Source organism: Oceanobacillus longus, from assembly GCF_042650085.1.
In the GTDB taxonomy this organism is placed as follows: Bacteria; Bacillota; Bacilli; order Bacillales; family Amphibacillaceae; genus Oceanobacillus; species Oceanobacillus longus.
The window spans coordinates 148,230-168,619 of the sequence record NZ_JBHSAO010000008.1; the positions used below are offsets into that span (position 1 = coordinate 148,230).

At 37.2% G+C, this 20,390-nt stretch carries 20 protein-coding genes; 10 read left to right on the forward strand and 10 right to left on the reverse strand.

The annotated features are described in order from the left end of the window. Window positions 1-92 precede the first annotated feature (92 nt). Window positions 93-671, reverse strand: a complete 579-nt coding sequence (locus ACFOUV_RS11365; protein ID WP_379496889.1) for a histidine phosphatase family protein — start codon at window positions 669-671, stop codon at window positions 93-95. A gap of 372 nt (window positions 672-1,043) precedes the next feature. After that, a complete protein-coding gene (gdhA, locus tag ACFOUV_RS11370) occupies window positions 1,044-2,426 on the reverse strand; it encodes an NADP-specific glutamate dehydrogenase (RefSeq protein WP_379496890.1) in 1,383 nt (460 codons plus the stop codon). A 140-nt stretch (window positions 2,427-2,566) separates the two neighbouring features. Here gdhA and ACFOUV_RS11375 point away from each other — a divergent pair, with 140 nt between their 5' ends. Continuing rightward, on the forward strand, window positions 2,567-3,478 hold the full coding sequence (locus ACFOUV_RS11375; RefSeq protein ID WP_379496891.1) for a LysR family transcriptional regulator: 912 nt from the start codon (window positions 2,567-2,569) through the stop codon (window positions 3,476-3,478). Window positions 3,479-3,528: 50 nt separating this feature from the next. On the opposite strand, the gene ACFOUV_RS11380 is transcribed toward ACFOUV_RS11375, so the two are convergent. Further along, on the reverse strand, window positions 3,529-4,002 hold the full coding sequence (locus ACFOUV_RS11380) for an SRPBCC family protein (protein ID WP_379496892.1): 474 nt from the start codon (window positions 4,000-4,002) through the stop codon (window positions 3,529-3,531). 382 nt (window positions 4,003-4,384) lie between these two features. Between ACFOUV_RS11380 and panB the strand changes: the two genes are divergently transcribed. After that, window positions 4,385-5,179, forward strand: a complete 795-nt coding sequence (gene panB, locus ACFOUV_RS11385) for a 3-methyl-2-oxobutanoate hydroxymethyltransferase (RefSeq protein WP_379496893.1) — start codon at window positions 4,385-4,387, stop codon at window positions 5,177-5,179. A 138-nt stretch (window positions 5,180-5,317) separates the two neighbouring features. Here panB and ACFOUV_RS11390 read toward each other — a convergent pair whose 3' ends face one another. From ACFOUV_RS11390 to ACFOUV_RS11400, 3 genes are all read right to left on the reverse strand, one after another. Further along, window positions 5,318-6,034, reverse strand: coding sequence for an HAD family hydrolase (locus ACFOUV_RS11390; protein WP_379496894.1), 717 nt, complete (start codon window positions 6,032-6,034; stop codon window positions 5,318-5,320). Window positions 6,035-6,118: 84 nt separating this feature from the next. Further along, window positions 6,119-6,865 carry a pirin family protein gene (locus ACFOUV_RS11395; protein WP_379496895.1) on the reverse strand — a complete coding sequence of 249 codons (747 nt, stop codon included), beginning with the start codon at window positions 6,863-6,865 and terminating at the stop codon, window positions 6,119-6,121. Between the two features lie 185 nt (window positions 6,866-7,050). Continuing rightward, window positions 7,051-7,614 (reverse strand): TetR/AcrR family transcriptional regulator, encoded by a 564-nt coding sequence (locus ACFOUV_RS11400; RefSeq protein WP_379496896.1) that lies wholly within the window; start codon window positions 7,612-7,614, stop codon window positions 7,051-7,053. 267 nt (window positions 7,615-7,881) lie between these two features. Between ACFOUV_RS11400 and ACFOUV_RS11405 the strand changes: the two genes are divergently transcribed. The 3 genes from ACFOUV_RS11405 to ACFOUV_RS11415 all read left to right on the forward strand — a co-directional run bounded on the left by ACFOUV_RS11405 (window position 7,882) and on the right by ACFOUV_RS11415 (window position 13,326). Continuing rightward, the gene (locus tag ACFOUV_RS11405; RefSeq protein ID WP_379496897.1) at window positions 7,882-9,825 is read left to right on the forward strand and encodes an efflux RND transporter permease subunit; all 1,944 of its coding nucleotides are present in this window, start codon (window positions 7,882-7,884) and stop codon (window positions 9,823-9,825) included. 5 nt (window positions 9,826-9,830) lie between these two features. Beyond that, the gene (locus tag ACFOUV_RS11410; protein WP_379496898.1) at window positions 9,831-11,657 is read left to right on the forward strand and encodes a YhgE/Pip domain-containing protein; all 1,827 of its coding nucleotides are present in this window, start codon (window positions 9,831-9,833) and stop codon (window positions 11,655-11,657) included. A 268-nt stretch (window positions 11,658-11,925) separates the two neighbouring features. Then, complete coding sequence (locus ACFOUV_RS11415; RefSeq protein ID WP_379496899.1) at window positions 11,926-13,326, forward strand: purine-cytosine permease family protein; 1,401 nt, start codon at window positions 11,926-11,928, stop codon at window positions 13,324-13,326. A gap of 138 nt (window positions 13,327-13,464) precedes the next feature. Here the strand turns inward: ACFOUV_RS11415 and ACFOUV_RS11420 are convergent, their stop codons facing one another. Then, the gene (locus tag ACFOUV_RS11420; protein ID WP_379496900.1) at window positions 13,465-14,379 is read right to left on the reverse strand and encodes a LysR family transcriptional regulator; all 915 of its coding nucleotides are present in this window, start codon (window positions 14,377-14,379) and stop codon (window positions 13,465-13,467) included. A gap of 192 nt (window positions 14,380-14,571) precedes the next feature. Between ACFOUV_RS11420 and ACFOUV_RS11425 the strand changes: the two genes are divergently transcribed. The 3 genes from ACFOUV_RS11425 (at window position 14,572) to ACFOUV_RS11435 (ending at window position 16,653) form a co-directional block, all read left to right on the forward strand. Next, a complete protein-coding gene (locus ACFOUV_RS11425) occupies window positions 14,572-15,162 on the forward strand; it encodes a Maf family protein (protein ID WP_379496901.1) in 591 nt (196 codons plus the stop codon). Window positions 15,163-15,195: 33 nt separating this feature from the next. After that, window positions 15,196-16,167 (forward strand): AEC family transporter, encoded by a 972-nt coding sequence (locus tag ACFOUV_RS11430; protein ID WP_379496902.1) that lies wholly within the window; start codon window positions 15,196-15,198, stop codon window positions 16,165-16,167. Window positions 16,168-16,374: 207 nt separating this feature from the next. Then, a complete protein-coding gene (locus ACFOUV_RS11435; protein ID WP_379496903.1) occupies window positions 16,375-16,653 on the forward strand; it encodes a hypothetical protein in 279 nt (92 codons plus the stop codon). Window positions 16,654-16,801: 148 nt separating this feature from the next. On the opposite strand, the gene ACFOUV_RS11440 is transcribed toward ACFOUV_RS11435, so the two are convergent. Next, window positions 16,802-17,650, reverse strand: a complete 849-nt coding sequence (locus ACFOUV_RS11440) for a pyridoxamine kinase (protein WP_379496904.1) — start codon at window positions 17,648-17,650, stop codon at window positions 16,802-16,804. A gap of 199 nt (window positions 17,651-17,849) precedes the next feature. On the opposite strand from ACFOUV_RS11440, the gene ACFOUV_RS11445 reads away from it, so the two are divergent. Next, on the forward strand, window positions 17,850-18,392 hold the full coding sequence (locus ACFOUV_RS11445; protein ID WP_379496905.1) for an ECF transporter S component: 543 nt from the start codon (window positions 17,850-17,852) through the stop codon (window positions 18,390-18,392). Window positions 18,393-18,547: 155 nt separating this feature from the next. On the opposite strand, the gene ACFOUV_RS11450 is transcribed toward ACFOUV_RS11445, so the two are convergent. Continuing rightward, entirely contained in the window at window positions 18,548-18,907 is a 360-nt protein-coding gene (locus ACFOUV_RS11450; protein WP_379496906.1) for a small nuclear ribonucleoprotein, read from the reverse strand. 254 nt (window positions 18,908-19,161) lie between these two features. After that, window positions 19,162-19,335 (reverse strand): aspartyl-phosphate phosphatase Spo0E family protein, encoded by a 174-nt coding sequence (locus tag ACFOUV_RS11455; protein ID WP_379496907.1) that lies wholly within the window; start codon window positions 19,333-19,335, stop codon window positions 19,162-19,164. A gap of 371 nt (window positions 19,336-19,706) precedes the next feature. Here ACFOUV_RS11455 and ACFOUV_RS11460 point away from each other — a divergent pair, with 371 nt between their 5' ends. Then, window positions 19,707-20,153, forward strand: a complete 447-nt coding sequence (locus tag ACFOUV_RS11460) for a nucleoside deaminase (RefSeq protein ID WP_379496908.1) — start codon at window positions 19,707-19,709, stop codon at window positions 20,151-20,153. The last annotated feature ends 237 nt before the right edge of the window (window positions 20,154-20,390 follow it).

The window sequence follows — 20,390 nt, forward strand, 5'->3', positions numbered from 1 at the left end:
CATTAACGGCGAGAATCAGACACCCTATAATTTTTAATAACTTTTAAATGCTTCGTAATGAATCACTTTCAGGACACGAACCAACATCACACTTAGCTTTCGACAATATGTTTCGTACAATTATATAAGTTGCAATCCCATTGTTTATCGGATCTTACCAAAGAAGTAACCGACGTATTTTTCAATGATTCTTCAAAGTTAAAATGAGGAACGATATTCTTTAATAGCCGTCTTAAAAAAGCTCCATGGCTGACGATTAAAATTCTTTGATTCTCATGTTTTCCCATGATGTCTTCCATAAATGAAGTACCTCTAGCAATTAAGCTTTCCGATGATTCCATATCCAAATCCAGGCTCCGCCATTCCCTACCCCATTTGCGGAGTCGTTCTTCCTCCGTCGTTCCTTCGATCAACCCACCACCAAGTTCACGAAGCCTGGAATCCACCTGTACCGGTATTCCAATTTTAATCGCTATTGCTTCTGCAGTCTGCCGTGCTCTTGATAAGTCACTGGAATAGATAACATTCCATTTTTCTGAATTTAATCGCTCAGCAACCTGCTTCGCCTGCATTAAACCTTCTTCATCCAGTGGAATATCAGAACTCCCCTGGGCTCTTAGCTCTTTATTCCATGCAGTAGTGCCGTGACGAATTAACCCAATCTCAGTCATAGACAGACCCTCTCTCTTATATCATTTACTTCATCACATATAAGTATATCAAATTTTCTAATATTTTATATTAAATTTGTATATTATGCTTGGCTATTAGAAAATAAAATTAGAAGCAATTAACTATTGAAACAGAGTTATACGGGGAAATTAAATTATTTAACAATGAGCTATTTAGCAAATAAAGTGCTAAAATAAAGGGTAAGTAGTGAATTGAATCTTTTAGATGTGAGAGGTGTCAAATTCTGAAAAGGTAAAACCAGTCTCCACGTTACCTTCCAATCATATCCCACAAATTATCCACTTCTGAAACGCAAAAGTGTGGAGTTCAACTACCATACAGTTGAACTCCACACGAATTAGAATTTCCGTTTAAATAATCCCTTGCTCAATCATGGCATCCGCTACTCTTACGAACCCAGCTATATTGGCACCTACAACGAAATTGCCTGGCGCATCATATGCTTTGGATTGCTCTAAACTATTACGGTAAATATTTTTCATGATATCATGTAATCTTCCATCCACTTCTTCTTCGGTCCATGCAAGCCTAGTACTATTTTGAGCCATTTCTAGTGCTGAGACGGCAACCCCACCTGCATTAGCTGCTTTAGCCGGAGCGAATAGAACTTCATTATCCAAGAAAATATCGATGGCTTCTTGTGTAGAAGGCATATTTGCTCCTTCCCCAACAGCTTTTACACCGTTTGAAACCAACATCTCTGCTGCCTCTTTATCCAGCTCATTTTGGGTTGCGCATGGTAAAGCAATATCGCAAGCTACAGACCAGATGCCGGAACAACCGATTTCAAAAGAAGCATCCGGATGTTCTTTCACATATTCATGAATCCGTTTGTCATCTACTTCTTTTAATTGTTTCACCGTATCCAAATTAATGCCATTAGGATCATAAATATAGCCGCTTGAATCACTACACGCTACTACTTTTGCTCCCAACTGTATGGCTTTTTCCATCGCATAGATAGAAACATTTCCGGAACCGGATACGACCACAGTACTTTGATCAAAGCTAGATCCTTGATCCTTCATCATCTCTTCGACAAAGTAAACTGTACCATACCCTGTCGCTTCTTTTCGGCCTAAGCTCCCGCCGTAACCAATGCCTTTTCCTGTTAACACACCTGCTTCGTATGCACCTTTTAATTTCTTATATTGCCCAAACATATAACCAATTTCTTTTGCTCCAACCCCAATATCACCAGCTGGAACATCAATATCTGGTCCGATATGCTTGCTGAGTTCTGTCATAAAGCTCTGACAAAAGCGCATTATTTCCATATCAGATTTCCCTTTTGGATCGAAATCTGAACCACCTTTACCCCCACCAATTGGTTGCCCTGTTAAAGAGTTTTTAAGGATTTGTTCAAACCCTAAAAATTTAACAATACTCGCGTTTACGGAAGGATGAAAGCGGAGTCCACCCTTATAGGGGCCAAGTGCACTATTAAACTGAACACGAAATCCACGATTTACGTTTACTTTTCCATTGTCATCTACCCACGGTACTCGAAACGTAATCAAACGCTCCGGTTCGATCATTCTTTCTAAAACACCTTGTTGTATATATGTTGGATTTTTCACAAGTACAGGTATTAAAGAATCAAGCACTTCTTTCACAGCTTGTTGAAATTCCAATTCATTCGGATTACGATCTTCCACCGTTTTTAATAATTGATTCACATATTCTTTGGCGTGTTGCGTTTGTGTCATTTGTACTTCTTCTAGTACTTTCATACAATTCAGCCCCTAATTTATTTCAATTAATTTTTATTTTTTGTCATATATTTATTTTATAGTATAATAAATGATAGTTTCAATATGAATAAACGATGAAATCAATGCTTTTAATGCATGATATGATGGAGTGATAAAATATGGAAACGAGACAAATTCAATATTTTATGGAAGTTGCCAAAAGAGAGCACGTGACAGAGGCTGCTGATGCCATGCATGTTGCGCAATCTTCTGTCAGCAGACAAATTTTCAATTTAGAAGATGAATTGGGTGTTGCGCTTTTCATACGGGAAGGGAGAAGTGTGAAATTAACTCCGATTGGCAGAATATTTTTTGAACGCATGAAACAAGTGACAAACCTAATGGAACAAGCAAAGCGCGAAGTAAAAGAATATTTGAACCCTGAAAAAGGAACCGTTCGAATCGCTTTTCCAATTAGTATGGCCGCCCATACCTTGCCTTCGATTATTTATGCCTTTCGAACAAGATATCCAGAAGCGAAATTCCAGATGAGCAATGCTCTCTACGATGATTTAATTGATGGTGTGGTAAAAGGTGAATTCAATCTGGCTATGATTGCCCCAATGCCAAATAAAGATAAAGAGAAAAAAATAAAGGGAACAACATTATTTTCGGAAAATATCGTTGCACTCCTTCCCCTCCACCATCCATTAGCAAATAAGGCTTCCATCATGTTACAAGACTTGAACCACGACTCCTTTGTTGTGCTACCGGAAGGATTTATATTTCGTGAACAGGTTGTCGATGCTTGTAAACAAGCAGGATTTACACCACAAATTGCTTTTGAAGGGAAAGATATCGATGCTTTAAAAGGATTAGTCTCTGCTGGGTTAGGAGTGGCATTAATGCCGGAAATGACATTAGTGGATAATACACCGCGTTCCACTGTAGTCATTCCATTAACAGACGCCAGACTGATGCGTACTGTTGGTGTCATCTACCCGACACAACGCAAACTGCTCCCAACAGAAGAATTGTTTTACGACTTCCTACTCGAGACCTATAAAAGGTTGAATGAGTTCAGGAAATAGGGACGGAGGGACAGGTTTTTGTCCCGATCCCCATAAGGCTTCCTCAAAAATTAAACACCAATAGTTTCCGCGTATATTTCACGCAGCTTTGTACCATTGTCAGGCCAGGTTACTGCCTTACCGTTAACTAACATGCCTAGTGCGTCAAGACAACGATGCCACCCTGCAGCAGTCATAACTGCCATAGATTGATCAGCAAAAGTATGCTTGAAAACCAAGCGACATCCCTTGCCTTCCGGTTGTAACTCTATAGAAAGCAAATCATCCACTTCCTGAAATGCAAACACATGTGGAGGATTAAACTTCGTAATAATTCCCTCATATATTGACCCTTCCTCATCGTCAAAGGAAATTCTTCCGCCCTCTTTATGTTCCATCTCACCCGTCGCAAATGGATACCATTGCGTAAAGTAATCTGGTTGAATCATTGTATTGTACACCTGCTCAGGTTGCTGAGTGAATAGTCGTTGAAACTTCAACGTATATTTCCCATTCGTTTCATGCAAAGTTCCGTAATTAGTCATTACTATATCCTCCTTGTACGGATGTTCTTTCAAGATTAATCAACAAGAAATAACACACTGTATGACTTAATAATAACAATAACCACATAGATTTTCACCTGTTTCAAAGAGGGATACGGGTCAGGTCCATCATCACAGATTAGGTATATCCCATTGCACGCAAAAATTAAAAACAACCAGATTTTTCCCTCTACAAATGAAACTAAACAATATGGAGAATATGGTGGATGGATTTTAATTATTTTTATATCATTTATAAAAGATACAATTTTCTATCTTCTTATTGTATAATCAACATAGTCATTAGATTTGAAATTTTTAATAACAGTTCATATAGAATAACGGTAGTGTTTTCGCTGCCAATATTCTGAGAGGAGATAACATGTTAAGTACTTTGGATTTAAAAAAAATGAAACAGAATGGGCAGAAGATAACAATGGTTACTGCATATGACTATCCATCATCAAAGCATGCAGAAGAGGCAGCTATCGATATGATTCTTGTTGGTGATTCGTTAGGAATGGTTGTACTTGGATACCAATCAACTGTAGAAGTTAAACCAGAAGATATGATTCATCATGGAAAAGCAGTAAAGCGTGGAGCACCAAATACATTTATCGTCGTAGATATGCCATTCATGTCCTATCACGTATCACTTGAGGAATCATTAAGAAACGCAAGGGCAATTTTCCAGGAAACTAATGCCCAAAGCATAAAGATTGAAGGTGCAACAGAAGAAACTTTACATTTGACTAAAAGACTAACAGAAGCAGGTATACCTGTTATATCCCATTTAGGGTTAACTCCACAATCTGTAAACGTACTTGGTGGTTTTAAAGTCCAAGGTAAAGATAAAAACACAGCAGAAAAACTGCTTGAAGATGCAAAAAAGGTGGAGAAACAAGGGGCAATTGCACTCGTCTTGGAATGTATTCCAAAGGAGCTAGCTCACATGATAACAGAAGCAATAGACATCCCAACTATCGGGATTGGTGCCGGTATCCATTGTGATGGTCAAGTACTGGTTTATCATGACATTGTTAACTATGGTGTTGATCGTCTTCCTAAATTTGTAAAAACCTATGGGGACTTTAATACGCAAGGAATAGAAGCCATTAAAACATACATCTCAGAAGTAAAACAAGGTGTATTTCCTACAGACGACCACTCATTTTAAAGTGGCAGGTTCTTCGTCTCTGGAGGAAATCATCTTGATACAATTATGATGTCAAATACCGAATTTATTGGTTTTTCTGCTCTCAAAAATTCAAAAAGCAAGAGGCATTGTCTAAATCATCAATACCTCTTGCTTCATCTATTTATTCGGTGAATAATCATTTCTAAATATATCTAAAAGCTCGCTCGCACTATACACGATCTTTTCCGGCTTGAAAATATCTTCACGGTTATTTCTTTTGCGATGGTTCATCCATATCGCATGCCACCCTGCTTGTTTTGCACCAACAATATCATTATCAAATGAATCACCAATATAGACGGTTTTTTTCTTGTCCAACTTTAGTTTATTTTCGATAATATGAAAAACTTCTCGTGTTGGTTTAGCATGTCCAATGGCCCCAGAAATAAATATGTGTTCTTCAGGTATCCATCGATCCAATTTAAGTTGTTTTATTTTCATCGATTGGTGGCCCTTAGATCCATTTGTTAAGATGGCGAGTTGTTTATTTTCTTGATATAGCAATTCCAACAGTTCTTCTACTTCGTCAAATAAGGCAATTTTTTGTTGCTCAGCTACATAAGCTTCCTGGAAATCCATTGCCTTTTCATCGCTAATCGTTATTCCAAACTCTTCTAATGCAGCTTTAATACGAAGAATGTGCATGTCCTTTATTGATATCTCTCCTGCAACACTCTTATCAAATAACGCATCACTATACTTCCGGCTCGTTATGTAAAGTTTATCTAATTCCGCATCTGTAAATGTTTCCTGAATCATTTTCGTGCATGTCCGTTTAAATGATAATGCTTGATCGTACAATGTGTCATCCACATCAAAGATGATCGTATCCATTCTACCAACCTCCTCAACCTATATCATACCTTGAAAATGAGAAGCCGTACAGGGAACGTGGGGTCCTTGTCCGAGGATAGTGTCCTACTCCCGTCTAAGTCCCAATCCACTAATCGTTCCTTCCATCGACATCGGTGCATGCATATCAACGAAAAATAATACCATCGTGGTATCTTCATTGGCAGTTAAAAATGGTAGTGGATCTTCTAAATCGGTAATGGCTTCCTGATTAGTAATCTCCATGTCATTCATTGTGATTTTTCCATCTAATACATATAAAAAGGGCTTAAGTCCTTTATAATGAGGTATTTCTAATTTGTCTCCAGCTTTCGGATGGGCATCCAATATGTAGGTGTTTTGTCGAATATATAAAGGAGCTTGACTATCTTCCGGACCTACCATCAAATACCAATTTCGATTATCTGTTGGTTTGTCGTGAAATTGAATAGCTGGTTTAAGATCTGTTTTATGAGGTCGAATAAAAATTTGTAGCATTTCTACAGAATCTTTTTTTACTTTTTCCTCATGCCAAAAGCTAAATCCTGCATTCATCATCATTAGTTTACCTGGTGCAATCGGGGCTTCAAACCCTGCTGAGTCTTTATGGTAAGAAGTTCCTTTCCATACATAGCTCAAAATTTCATCATTCACATGCTCATGCATTTTAACTGTTAGGCCCTTTTTCATCACCGCATAATCAATATTGCTTAAGGGGCCAAATGCTGAATCATCCGTTTCTTCTTTCAAAATATCACTTGGCTGAATGCGTGTAATGGAAAAAGGCCCTCTAAATGGTTGTGCATGATTTCCAGCTGAAAGTTTTTGTAACATGTTGATGTCCCCTTCTTTCTGATTATTAATTAATTATAACAAGTTTGGGTCCTCTTTACTGTGATGGGGATTGGTTGGGGTTGGGGTTCACAGGAACCTTGTCCCAGTTTATGAATGAAAGTCATTTAATTAGAAAACTTCATTGTGACAGTAAACCTGTCACCCCGTCCCGCTTTTTGACCGCCTTACCCCTTCAAGCCGTTATTAGCAATATGGTTGATAATCAGGGCTATTTCTTTTGGAGTTTGGTCCATGTTGTTGGCAAGCCAGTGTTTGATGATATGGATACTTCCACTGATAACAAATACGCTCACATATTCGTAACGATTCGTTTGGAACGCATTGATGTCCATCCAGTTTTGAATGAGAAACTTCTGCGCCACTGTCATGACCCGTGTTTCAAATGATGAATCCCCATTTTCGTTCAGAAGTGTATGGCAAATCTCCCGCTTTGAGAAAATATACTCCAACAACCGCTCTGTCATCTTTAAAGATTCCTCTTCTTTTGTGAAATTATATTGATTAAGATAGGTGTTCATATCTTCAATGATTTCTTCTTCCATTTGATCCAGTAAGTCAAATGGGTCTTTATAATGGGAATAAAATGTCGAGCGATTAATGTCTGCAAGCTCACATATTTCTTTTACCGTAACGGCAGAGATCGGCTTCGTTTTCAGTAAAGCAATCAAACCATCCTTTAATACCATTCGCGTATATTTCTTCCTTCGATCCAATTTTTCATTCACCATATCTATTCACTCTTTCTTTTATCAATTATCCAACACTTACTTCAAATATGTTGTCCTTAATACGTTAACTATAAAACTGTTTGTTGTAAATCCAACATAGTGTCGCTTATAATATTATAGTGTTCGAAAAGAATATTCAAGAGAGGATGAATCCCGATTGACATAACATCACGAATAATAAAACGTAAAAAACCAATTGTCATCACATTCCTGATGATCGCTGTTATCAGCGTATTCGCGCAATTTACTGTTTCCGTGAATTACAATATGGTCGATTACTTACCAGAAGATGCACCATCCACCGAAGCGATGGATGTGATGGAAACAGAATTTGATGGAGCCATTGAAAATAGTCGGGTCATGATTCATGGCGCTTCAATCCAAGAGGCCCTTTCCTATAAAGAAAAACTTGAAAATATGGATGGCGTCAATAATGTCACTTGGCTCGATGATATAATCGATATTAAAACACCACTCGAGATGGCGGATAGTGAGACAGTGGAGTCTTACTATAAAGATGAAAAAGCACTTATATCTTTTCACATTGAAGAAGGCCAGGAAGTGACAACGACCGATGCAGTCTATGAATTAATCGGTGAAGAAAATGCGTTGGCTGGGGAAGCACTTGATACAGCGACATCTCAAAAAATGGCTGGGACGGAATCCATGTATGCAGCTGCATTATTAATACCAATCATTATTCTCATTTTAATTCTGTCGACCAGATCATGGATAGAACCAGTATTTTTCCTAACCGCGATTGGTGTTTCAGTACTTATTAACTTAGGTACCAACGTTTTTGTCGGGGAAATATCCTTTGTAACCCAGTCGGTTGCGCCAATTTTACAGCTTGCCGTATCACTCGATTATGCGATTTTCTTACTACATAGTTTTTCCGACTACCGTAAGAAAGTAGCAGATCCTGAAGAAGCAATGCTACTTGCGATGAAGCGATCCTTCCCTGCAATCGCAGCGAGTGCTTCCACCACCTTCTTCGGATTTATCGCATTGACATTTATGAACTTTGAAATTGGTGCTGATTTAGGTGTAAACCTTGTAAAAGGCATTTTACTGAGCTTCCTCAGTGTGATGATTTTCTTGCCAGCACTAACATTAACCTTTTATAAGTGGATTGATAAAACGCAGCATAAGCAACTACTCCCCAGTATGCCTAAGATTGGCAGTTTTGTCGTAAAACTTCGAATTCCTGCTCTAATCGTTGTACTCGTACTGATTGTTCCTACCTTTTTAGGACAAAGTCAAACGAATTTCATTTATGGGATTGGCGAACAATCAGAAGAATTACGTACCGGAAGTGACTTAGCACATATTGAAGAAGTGTTTGGTAAATTCACACCAATCGTCGTACTTGTACCAAACGATGATATCGCCAGAGAAGAAGAACTCGTTGAAGACTTCCAAGATATGGATGGAGTGACAAGTATCGTGTCCTATGTGAATACAGTTGGCACTGTTATTCCACCAGAGTATTTGGATCAATCTGTGACAGAGCAATTTTATTCAGAAAATTATAGCCGAATCATTTTAAATACAAATACAGGTGCAGAAGGTGACAAAGCATTTGCGCTAATTGACTCAGTGAAAGCTACGACAGCAGATTATTACGGGGACGAATTTCATCTGCTTGGGGAAGGTGTAACACTTTACGATATTAAGAATGTCGTTCAAAAAGATAACACTGTTGTCAACCTGCTGACAATTATTACGATTGCGCTCGTGCTACTTATTACATTTAAATCGATTTCGATTCCAATCGTATTGTTACTAACCATTCAGTCTGCAGTTTGGATCAATTTATCCATCCCATATTTCACAAACACCCCCCTCGTTTATGTGGGATATCTAATTATTAGTACAGTACAGCTCGCAGCAACCGTCGATTATGCCATCTTATTAACGGAAGCATATAAGGAAAACCGGAAAGAGATGACCGCATTAGCCGCGATTAAGAAAACCGTTAATGAGAAAATATTTTCCATAGCGATATCTGCTTCAATCTTATCGAGTGTTGGATTTATACTTTGGATTACTTCCACCAACCCAATCGTGTCGTCAATCGGTCTATTACTTGGCAGAGGAGCACTACTCGCATTTGTGATGGTCATTCTCTTCCTACCTGCATTACTACTCGTATTTGATCGACTGATTGAAAAAACAACATGGAAAGCAAACTTTTATAAGGAGAAATGATCTGAATGCGATTCAAAAAAATTGGACTTATGTTTATGACAATCTTGTTTGTATTTCCCTTTTTCCCAATCTCCGCTCTGTCAAATGAGGGTACGAACGAGGAGAATGAGGGAGCAACAGAGAATGGAGCATTTTCTACAAAAGATGAAGTCATTTACGGAAACCTGGATGCAAACGGCTTACAACAACAAATCTATGTCGTCAACACATTTCATGTAACCGAACCTGGAAAAATCACCGACTATGGTGATTATGCAAGCGTAAGGAATTTAACGAACTTAACTGAGATTGAAGAAACAGAAGACAACACGCTTCAATTTAAAGCAACTGAAGAAGAATTCTATTACCAAGGAAATATGGAGAATCAATCACTTCCATGGAATATTGTGATTACTTATCTATTAGACGGGGAGGAAATCTCTCCATCCGATGTAGCAGGTAAAAGTGGCCAATTGGAAATTATAATTACAACCACAGCGAATAATGATGTTGATCCCGTATTCTTTGAAAACTATCTCATGCAACTATCGCTCACTCTCGATCCATCCGTCTTTGACAACATTCAAGCAGCAGATGGGACCGAAGCAAATGCAGGGAAAAACAAGCAGATTACATTTACCGTTATGCCCGAAAAAGAAGAGGAGCTTGTTGTCGAAGCGGATGTCGTAAACTTTGAAATGGAGCCAATTGAAATGGTTGCTACACCCTCTTCCATGTCCATGGATGGTCTGGATTTAGGTGATATGACTGGTGACATGCAGTCTCTCTCTACAGCTATTACGGACGTAAATGATGGCGTCGGCCAATTAAATCAAGGAATTTCTGATTTAAATAATGGCGCAGCGGATTTAAGTAATGGGTCCTCTGCGTATCGAAATGGAATCGCTGAACTAAACCAATCTTCTTCTGAATTGATAAATGGTTCAACATCCATTCAAAATGCACTTCAAACAATGAGTGAGTCGATGCAAGGAAGCTCTGACAGCATGGATATGAGCGAACTAGAAACATTGCCTGAGGGACTTCAACAAATTGCAGGTGGCTTACAAGAATCTGCCAGTGGTCTGGATACATTGAAAGAAAACTATGGGGCAGCTTATAGCACATTAAATGACGCAATGACAGCCATCCCAACTTATAATATTAGTGACGCTGATATTCAAGCATTATATGAAACTAGTGAAAATGCTGATGTTGTTGATCAATTAGTTGAAACGTATTCCGCAGCACGTATAGCAAAAGAAACTTATTCTGCTGTACAAGAGGCATTCGGTGCCGTCGATGGAACTTTAGAACAAGTTGCAGGTTCAATTAGAGAAATGGCGGGCAATTTAGAAACCATGGCAACAGGACTCTCCACTTCCATCGAAAGCATGGATGCCATGGAAGGTCTTGCAGAATTACAGGATGGCCTATCATCACTATCATCGCAATATCAATCCTTCCATAGTGGCTTAGTGAGCTATACAGATGGTGTAAGCGAACTGGCAGGATCGTATAGCGAGCTTGATTCCGGAATTCAAGAGCTATCAGATGGCACCGTATCGCTTCATAGTGGTGCAAGTGAACTTCATAGTGGCACAACGGAATTACAGGAATCCACAAGTGATTTACCAGGACAAATCGAAGCAGAAGCCGATGCACTGTTGGAAGACTATGATACATCAGACTTTGAGCCAGTTTCATTCGTATCTAGTAAAAACGAAAAAGTAAATACTGTGCAATTCGTGCTACAAACAGAAGGTATCGATATTGAAGAAACGGAAACAACCGAAGAAGTACAGAAAGAAGAAAAAAGCTTCTGGGATCGTTTAATAGACTTGTTTAAATAGAATAGGAAACCATCCCTTAGAGGACAAGGGGCCAGGAACCTTGTCCCCGTTTATGAATGAAAGTCATTTAAAGAAAACTTCATAGGGACAGTAAAGCTGTCCCTATGTCTCCCACAAGTGCTTTACTCAACCTTGCTCTAAGGCATTTTTGCTTCAATTCATGAATAATGCTATACTTAAAAACGGTTGTAAAATTTGGGACACAGTCACAAATCTAATAAAACAATCTTGTGATTATATTCACAAGGAGAATGAGGAGATGATATGTATGAGATCTGTTACGTCTACAGATCACAAAGTCGAGGATAATAAAAGTGATGATTACTCATTAGATCGAGTACCTCGTAGTAAAAGGAACATGGGGTGGTTAAGTATTACGAATATCACCTTTGGTATTGCAACAGCCATATTTTACTTTCAGATGGGAAGTGTAATGGCACTTCAATTTGGTGCGATTAATGCAATTATATCTGCCGTATATGCCATCATTGTTGCTGGTATTTTGGGAACGTTCATTGCTTATTTATCTGCTAAATCGGGAATGAATGTTAATTTATTATCCAGAGGTGGTGGGTTTGGCTATATTGGTGCATCTTTAACCTCATTTATTTACGCCACTAATTTTATTATGTACTGTGCGCTTGAAGGCATGATTTTAGTGACTGCCGTTCACGCATTTATACCCACTATCCCTGAATGGGTATTAATTATTTTCTTCGGTTCCATTGTCATTCCATTAAATTGGTTTGGAATCAAACAATTGGATAAACTGCAAAAGTGGTCATTACCACTATTCTTCATTTTCCTTATTGCAGCAATTTTTATGGCTACACGCACGCCTTCTTTATATGAGGGTAACTTCTGGTCTTATATGCCTGAGGGCGTTCAAGTCGGGGGAACAGCATTACTACTTTGTATTGGAATGCAGCACGGAATCATGGGGTTGACTCCGCTACTCGCTTCCGACTATGCACGTTTCCTTAAGCCTAAGGATATGAAAATCGGAATATTTGCCATTGGATTTATTCCTCAAATTTTCTGTTTTGGTGTTATGGGTGGTCTTGGCATCTGGTTCGGTGTTCGTCTAGGAGAGCCAAATCCTGGAGTATACATTGTACTATTGCTTGGTGTTTGGGGAGTATTGTTCACCTTGTTAACGCAAGTACGAATCAATGTTACGAATATTTATAGTGGTTCACTGTCCCTAGCCAGTTTCTTTGAAAATATTTTCAAATTTACACCTGGCCGACGATTCTGGGTTGTTGTTACAGGTGTATCCGCAATTATCTTGATGCTTGGAGGAATTGTAAATCACCTTCAAGCGGTGATGACCTTTCAAGGTGTCTTCCTCTTGACCTGGGCAGCAATTCTAGTTACCGATGCTGTTGTTGTCAAGCGAATATTGAAAATTGGTCCAGGCTATTATGAATCAAGACAACTAAACCTGCATAAATGGAATCCGGTTGGTGTAGGATCTTTGATTATATCAAGCGGCTTAGGAACCATTGCTGCATTAGGGTTCTTAGGTACCTTTCTACAGAGCACTGCCGCATTCTTTGCAGCCATACTTGCATCTATACTAACCGTGGTTATAGCATTTGCTACAAAAGGCAAATATTATATTAAGAGAGAAAACAAAGAAATAGACAGACGGGATCATATTGCATAATCCTTTTAACCCTCTATTGCAGCTGCAGTAGAGGGGTTTTTTATTAGCATCAATTCTTAAGATCCTAGCCCTCTATTTCGTGTTAATGCAAGGGAATATTGCCCCTTCTTTGTCACAGAGAATTGCTATAGCTTTCAACTATAGCTTTGATTTTTCTTGTGCAATCGTTTCTTTTAAATAATCAATATATATATTGGCCAGTGTACTATTCGTTACATTTTTATGGGTAATATAGCCAACAGTTATCCGCTCATCCACCTTCAAAGGAACCGCGATAATGTCATGGTTTAATTCTTGACTTATGACCCCTGTCGAAATTGTATAGCCATTCAAGCCAATGAGTAAATTAAATAACGTGGCCCGGTCACTAACCCGAATATTTTTTGGCCTGGAAAGCGTGCTCAAAATCTCCTCCGAAAAATAAAAAGAATTATAATCCCCTTGTTCATAAGAGAGATATGGATAGGGAAGTAAATCATTCAATGTCACATAATCCCGCTTCACAAGTGGGTTACTTGAACTGATGAACACATGTGGTTTTGCTTCAAATAACTCATAAAACTTTAAATCTCCTTCTCTAAGAAACTTATGGATAACCTTACTATTAAACTCATTTACATACAAAATACCAATTTCACTACGCAGGTTTTTCACATCATCAATGATTTCGTATGTTCTTGTTTCCCGTAACGTAAACTCATATTCCTCCCGATTGTACTCTTTTAACAGTCGTACAAAGGCGCTCACCGCAAATGCATAGTGCTGGGCTGATACAGAGAAATGTTGCTGAGGCGATTGTGTATTGGAATAGCGATTTTCAAGAAGCTCTGACTGTTCAACCACCTGCCTAGCGTAACCTAAAAACTCCGTACCTTCAGAAGTAATCATAATTCCCTTATTGGTCCGCGAAAAAATTGTAATCCTCATTTCCTTCTCCAGCTCTTTTAGTGCGTTAGAAAGACTTGGCTGACTAATAAACAAATTCTGTGCCGCTTTGCTGATCGAACGACTTCTTGCCACTTCAATCACATATTTCAACTGTTGTAATGTCATCTTAAACCCTTCCTTCACATCGTTTACTATTCTGAATTATACACTTCTTATTTACTGTATTCTATTAACTATTCTCATTATAGATATCTGTTACTATAAAGCACACGTAACGATCCACATTGAGACAGGTAATAAATATTGCTATACTGCACTTATATGACATATAAGTGCACACTTAAGGAGAAATAACAGATGACAAAAAAACTAATCCTTGCATCATCTTCACCAAGAAGGCAGGAACTCTTAAACCAAGTCCGAATTCCCTTTACTATTCGTAAACCAAACATAGATGAATCACAAATCATTACCCGTGATCCAGTAAAAAAAGTTAGACAGTTAGCAATTCTAAAAGGTCGAAGCGTCACTATTAAACATAACGATGAAGTCATTTTGTCTGCTGATACGGTGGTTTCTTACAATCAAAATATATTTGAAAAGCCTAAGAATAAGGAAGATGCTTACCAAATGATTTCAGCTTTAAGCGGGGATGTTCACGAGGTATTTACCGGTGTACTGATTCGTTCGTTAAATCAGGAAATTATATTTGTTGAACGAACAGAAGTAGAATTTTGGCCATTATCAGAGGAAGAAACTGTTCAGTATATAGCTACGAAGGAACCTTATGATAAAGCGGGAGCTTACGGGATTCAAAGTGTTGGGGCTATATTTGTAAAGCAGATTAGTGGAGATTATTATAATGTGGTTGGGTTGCCGATTTCTCGAGCGGTGAGGGAACTTAGGGGATTTTCCGTGTATCCTGAAAATGATAAAAATCCCTTTTAGTCTCTTGATTTAATATATAAAGGGGGTGTATCAATGTTCGTATTGTTTCAGGTGGTTATTCCGATTTTTGCTATCATTTTATGTGGGTTTTTAGCTGGAAGGCTTTCATTATTACCATTGAATGGGGTACAGTCGTTAAACTATTTTGTCTATTATTTTGCCCTTCCAGCATTACTATTCTCTTCTCTATCTACAGCACCTGTGGATCAAATTACAAATTGGAACTTTATTCTCACTAATCTATGCATTATTTTAAGTTGCTTTGTTTTGACTATTATCCTATTTAAATTCATATTTAAAAAGAAGTTTCCTGAGTTAAGCATGTATGGGATGATTACGACATATGGAAATACTGGATTTCTTGGTATTCCGCTATTAATCGCAGCATTTGGACACGAAGCTGCAGTACCAGCCGCAATCGTAACATTTATTTACGATCTAAGCATCGTGACACTGGTTATTGTGTCTTTTGAAGTAGCAAAGGTAATGAATAAAAAACACGACGAACAAGAAAAAATATTACCTCTGTTTGGATTGATTGTAAAATCAGTTGTGTTAAACCCGATTAATGCTTCGTTATTATTAGGAATTATCGTGGCTATTTCACAAATCCCGATTCCTCAATCTGTTTATGTATTTACGGAAGTTCTTGGCCCAGCCGCTGGCCCTACTGCTTTATTTGCTCTAGGATTAGGCTTATCGAGTGAACGAAATGTCTTAAGAAATAAACAGTATCACCTTTCTGAATTTATTGTGCTATTGAGCTTAAAATTAATTATCCTGCCATTACTAGCTATTTTATTCGTATATTATATTTTCCCAGTGGAAGATCATCTATGGGCAGTTTCTGTTGTCATTTTATCAGCATTACCAACGGGAGCAATTGTTTACGTTTTTGCTGAAAAATATAATACATTAGTTAAACAAGTTCCTTTATACATACTTGCAACCACAGTAATCTCAATCATTACCATCTCTATTTTTCTTGTTATAATGATAGAATAAATAAGGTTTTACCATCTAGTAGGTAATAGGATTATTTTTTTATCTTCCATTTCCTCCCATATAAGCAACAATATGGAATCACAGAAGACTTTATTGGATTATTTCTTATAAGTATGTTAGAGATAAGGAACATACCGTGCTTAGATTCGACAAATAATAAAAATAAGTAACTGGCAGTATGCTGGAAAAAAGCTTGGAGGAATCACTATGGAAGAAGGCATTTCATTAAGCGCTATGAAAGCGTTGGTAGAAAAGAAAATAAATAAAAAAACAATGGTAAAGGTAATGTGGAATGACACCGAGAAGATGACCTTGTTAATTACGCCAAATATGAAAATCAATTCCTTTATATATGACGAAAAAGAAGGCTATTTGTTTTTTGATAATGAAGGGAAACTTATTGAGTATGAAATCCCATGTATTCTGTCAGAAAGGGATTTGATAAATGGAAAAGTGATACTGCGTGGAATCAATGATGGAAAATAAATAGTTAGCCAAATTGGGTAATCACAGAATAACAACAATTAAGGGTAACCATGCTTACCCTACTAATTGTCAATTGGTGCTAAATTGATTATAGGTTAAAATTAAAGCATATAAATAATTCAACTTCCAGGGGATGGAGTTAACCTTTTTATAATAACATTCGCAAAAATTTCTCAAAGTTAACTCCTTCTATTTCAGGAATTTGTTCCAAGGAGGAATCATTGATGGCCTCTGTCAGGAATGCCACTGCAAGCTGTACAGATTTTTCCAGGTTCTCTCCGTGCATCATACTTCCCATAATCACAGATGCAAATAAATCACCAGTGCCAGAATAGCTTTTGCCATTATACGGCATCGCACGATAGAAAGTTTTATTTCCATCTAAATACATATTTCCGATAACCATTCTATCTGAATCTTTCGAAGGTGGATTTACTCCAGTGATAATAACTTCAGCTCCAGTTTCTTGCTGCAATATATTCCCAGCTTCTTCTATTGCCTCCATATAGTCCTTTTCATTTGAATAGCTATGTAGTTTTTCATAAGACAATCCAGATAACAAACAGCTTTCCGTAACATTTGGTGTAATCACATCTGCATGCATCACAAATTCTCTCATTTGCAACAGCAATTCATCGGTAAAATGTTTATAGACTTCTCCTGTATCCCCCATTACCGGATCAACAAGTAAGGTCGTTTCTTTTGTATAAAATTCATCTAAAAATTGATAAATATTATTGATTTGATCACTACCTGTAACAAAACCGGTATAGATTCCATCAAAGGTTACATGAAGCTTACTCCATTCCTCTATGAAATATTTCATTTTAGACGTAAAATCTTCGCAATAAAAACTTGGATAGCCGGTTTGCGCAGAGAGTACAGCCGTTGGTAAAGGACATGCCTGCACGCCCATTACTGAAAGAACTGGAATTGCAGCTGTTAATGAACATTTTCCAAAAGATGATAAATCCTGTAATACAGCAACTTTTTTCATAATAACCTCCTTAATGCCTATTCATTAAACTTCATCCATATTACCATTAGAAAACTTGGTTGTCACGAAGCTTTTCGGTGACAATCTTAGTTGCACTTTCACAAACTGACCCTAACGTTTTTTATTAAATTGATACTTTTGCAAATACCAATCTTTTGCTAAAGTTAGATAAAAATTCTAGTTAGGAAGGTTTATCGATATGCAAAATACACAAAGTTATTCAAAGTCACGTCAAAAAACGTTAGATTTAATTTTAACATCAATGTTAGTAGCACTTGTTTTCGTTTCAACCGTCTTTTTGAATATTAGACTACCTATTAGTGTAAATGGTGGTGGTTTAGTTCATCTAGGAACAGCTATGCTTTTTATTGCATCAATTTTATTTGGTCCAAAAAAAGGAGCTCTTGCAGGTGCAATCGGAATGGGGTTATTTGATATACTTGGAGGTTGGGTGCTGTGGGCGCCTATCACGATTGTAGCGCGTGGTTTGCAAGGATACATAGTTGGAAGAATTGCTTGGGTAAATGGGCATAAAGGTAATAGCATCGCTCTAAACTTAACTGCTACAATCGTTTCCATTCCATTTATGATAGCTGTTTATTACATTGGTGAAAGCATTTTATTCGCTAATTGGATTACACCCTTAGCTTCGATACCTGGAGACCTGCTTCAAAATGTATTAGGAATTATGATTGCTGTTCCAATTTGCGTTGCTTTAAAAAAATTCTCTTATTTTAAGTAGATTGTTATAAGCACTTTTGATCACCTCTTTTGATCACCTTTTTTTAATGAGCACTAAAAACAGTACCGTTTAAACAACGGTACTGTTTGTTAAACATCTTCATTTGTAATAATTCTATTTTAACTTACGCACCCTTTAAAACGAATTGATATTCTTCAATAGTACGGATAAGGGTAATAAGGATATGGAGTTGGAACAATATAAGGTAAAAGTGCTAAAGCAGCTAAGGACGCTAGTGGAAAACGTCGACGTCTAAAACGTCGGAAACTTCTCCTAGGACGTCCATACCCACCGCCATAAAACTGTCGATTATCAGATTCATTCTCGCTATCTCGCTCCATCACCTCTTCACCGACTAAAACATCGATATGATCCCTATCTACATTCTCAATAATTCCCTCCATCGCACTTCCATCTGCCATTGATAAAGTCACATGATGATTCATGAGCCTTTGACACTCATCATGTAAATTCCTTAAGTCATTATGATATTCAACGTTATTTTCTGTATTCACTTTTTACCTCATCTCCTTTTAAATACATGATATTCACCTAGGAGAAGGATGTTACTTATGTTGCTAATTTTTTCTCAATCGTAAACTATTTCATATGTGTTTATTATATCAACTTTCTCTACCATCTTATGAAAAAACGCATAAAAATAGCACCATTGAATTAACAGTACGTACTGATACAATATTATTTACTGTTCGCATTGTTGATTGTAATGACAAAATATCTCCTTATCTGTCTAGATTTTTTGGATACGTTAAAAGAGCCTATCATTTTTATATTGGTTTAGAAGGCCATCTAGTTGCTGACTGCATTCTATTGTTCTGTGATTTACCAATCCGTACTTCATTCCAAGTTGAATCATTTCTTCCTTCTTTTTTAAAATTGCTTTTAGTAAATTGGATGGAACCGGTTCTGTTACTTGTTTCATTTATTTTCTTCCCTTCATGAATTTAATCTGAATGTTTTTTAGGTCATTAGTTCTATAACCCAACATAAGCTATTACTATTATCACGACCTATTATAAAAATTACAATATACTCGACAAAACATGTCATAATTTGCTAGGATCATGTGTCATAAATTTGTAACATTTATTGGACTCACATCCTCACCTCTCTTATATATATATCTGTCTTTTTCTTCATTAGTTTTACATTGACAAAAATAAAAGATAACGCCAATACAAGGAACCACTGGGGATGAAGTGAATTTATTATTGCCTTTGTACAATCTAACTATTGAAGATTCCAATTAATATAAGTACAGTAAGGGAAACAGTACATTTATGGAGGTTTAGAATGGATAAATTCATGGAACGAGCAATTGAACTAGCTATAGAAAACGTGCATGATGGTGGGCAACCATTTGGTGCAGTACTTGTAAAAGATAACAATATCGTAGCTGAAGGTGTCAATGAACTGCATAAAACTTTTGATGTTAGTGGTCATGCGGAATTATTAACTATTCGTCGATCCCAAGAGCAATTACAAACCAACAATCTATCAAATTATATAATGTATGCAAGTGGAGAGCCTTGCCCAATGTGTCTCACAGCTATGTACTTTGCGGGAATTGATAAGGTGTTCTATTGTGCCTCGGTTGAGGATGCGGTCGAAGCGGGATTAGGAAAATCGAAAGCTATATATGACTATTTAAAAAGACCAAAAACAGAACGTACACTTTCGATGATACAAATGTCATTAGGTGAAGATCAAGTAAATCCTATGAAACTATGGAATAAGTAATGATAGCCTTGAGAAAGTAATACCACTTACCTGGAAGTAAAAACACTTTAAAAATCCGAAATGAATTTTTAAAGTGCTTTTTGGTTTTTATTTATTTTATGATTTTTCCTATAAAATGAAAGTAATACGAAGCAAAACTTACGCAATACTATTCAAAGAAGATTAGTAAAAATGTCAGTCGACCACTTTATAATCATTAAGCAATGAAGTACTGATACATTCTACAAAATTTCATGG

Excerpts from the sequence above, each read along its gene's own strand:
- ACFOUV_RS11365 (WP_379496889.1), bottom strand. The coding sequence starts at position 671 with ATGACTGAGATTGGGTTAATTCGTCACGGCACTACTGCATGGAATAAA.
- gdhA (WP_379496890.1), bottom strand. The coding sequence starts at position 2,426 with ATGAAAGTACTAGAAGAAGTACAAATGACACAAACGCAACACGCCAAA.
- ACFOUV_RS11375 (WP_379496891.1), top strand. The coding sequence starts at position 2,567 with ATGGAAACGAGACAAATTCAATATTTTATGGAAGTTGCCAAAAGAGAG.
- ACFOUV_RS11380 (WP_379496892.1), bottom strand. The coding sequence starts at position 4,002 with ATGACTAATTACGGAACTTTGCATGAAACGAATGGGAAATATACGTTG.
- panB (WP_379496893.1), top strand. The coding sequence starts at position 4,385 with ATGTTAAGTACTTTGGATTTAAAAAAAATGAAACAGAATGGGCAGAAG.
- ACFOUV_RS11390 (WP_379496894.1), bottom strand. The coding sequence starts at position 6,034 with ATGGATACGATCATCTTTGATGTGGATGACACATTGTACGATCAAGCA.
- ACFOUV_RS11395 (WP_379496895.1), bottom strand. The coding sequence starts at position 6,865 with ATGTTACAAAAACTTTCAGCTGGAAATCATGCACAACCATTTAGAGGG.
- ACFOUV_RS11400 (WP_379496896.1), bottom strand. The coding sequence starts at position 7,614 with ATGGTGAATGAAAAATTGGATCGAAGGAAGAAATATACGCGAATGGTA.
- ACFOUV_RS11405 (WP_379496897.1), top strand. The coding sequence starts at position 7,882 with ATGGTCGATTACTTACCAGAAGATGCACCATCCACCGAAGCGATGGAT.
- ACFOUV_RS11410 (WP_379496898.1), top strand. The coding sequence starts at position 9,831 with ATGCGATTCAAAAAAATTGGACTTATGTTTATGACAATCTTGTTTGTA.
- ACFOUV_RS11415 (WP_379496899.1), top strand. The coding sequence starts at position 11,926 with ATGAGATCTGTTACGTCTACAGATCACAAAGTCGAGGATAATAAAAGT.
- ACFOUV_RS11420 (WP_379496900.1), bottom strand. The coding sequence starts at position 14,379 with ATGACATTACAACAGTTGAAATATGTGATTGAAGTGGCAAGAAGTCGT.
- ACFOUV_RS11425 (WP_379496901.1), top strand. The coding sequence starts at position 14,572 with ATGACAAAAAAACTAATCCTTGCATCATCTTCACCAAGAAGGCAGGAA.
- ACFOUV_RS11430 (WP_379496902.1), top strand. The coding sequence starts at position 15,196 with ATGTTCGTATTGTTTCAGGTGGTTATTCCGATTTTTGCTATCATTTTA.
- ACFOUV_RS11435 (WP_379496903.1), top strand. The coding sequence starts at position 16,375 with ATGGAAGAAGGCATTTCATTAAGCGCTATGAAAGCGTTGGTAGAAAAG.
- ACFOUV_RS11440 (WP_379496904.1), bottom strand. The coding sequence starts at position 17,650 with ATGAAAAAAGTTGCTGTATTACAGGATTTATCATCTTTTGGAAAATGT.
- ACFOUV_RS11445 (WP_379496905.1), top strand. The coding sequence starts at position 17,850 with ATGCAAAATACACAAAGTTATTCAAAGTCACGTCAAAAAACGTTAGAT.
- ACFOUV_RS11455 (WP_379496907.1), bottom strand. The coding sequence starts at position 19,335 with ATGAAACAAGTAACAGAACCGGTTCCATCCAATTTACTAAAAGCAATT.
- ACFOUV_RS11460 (WP_379496908.1), top strand. The coding sequence starts at position 19,707 with ATGGATAAATTCATGGAACGAGCAATTGAACTAGCTATAGAAAACGTG.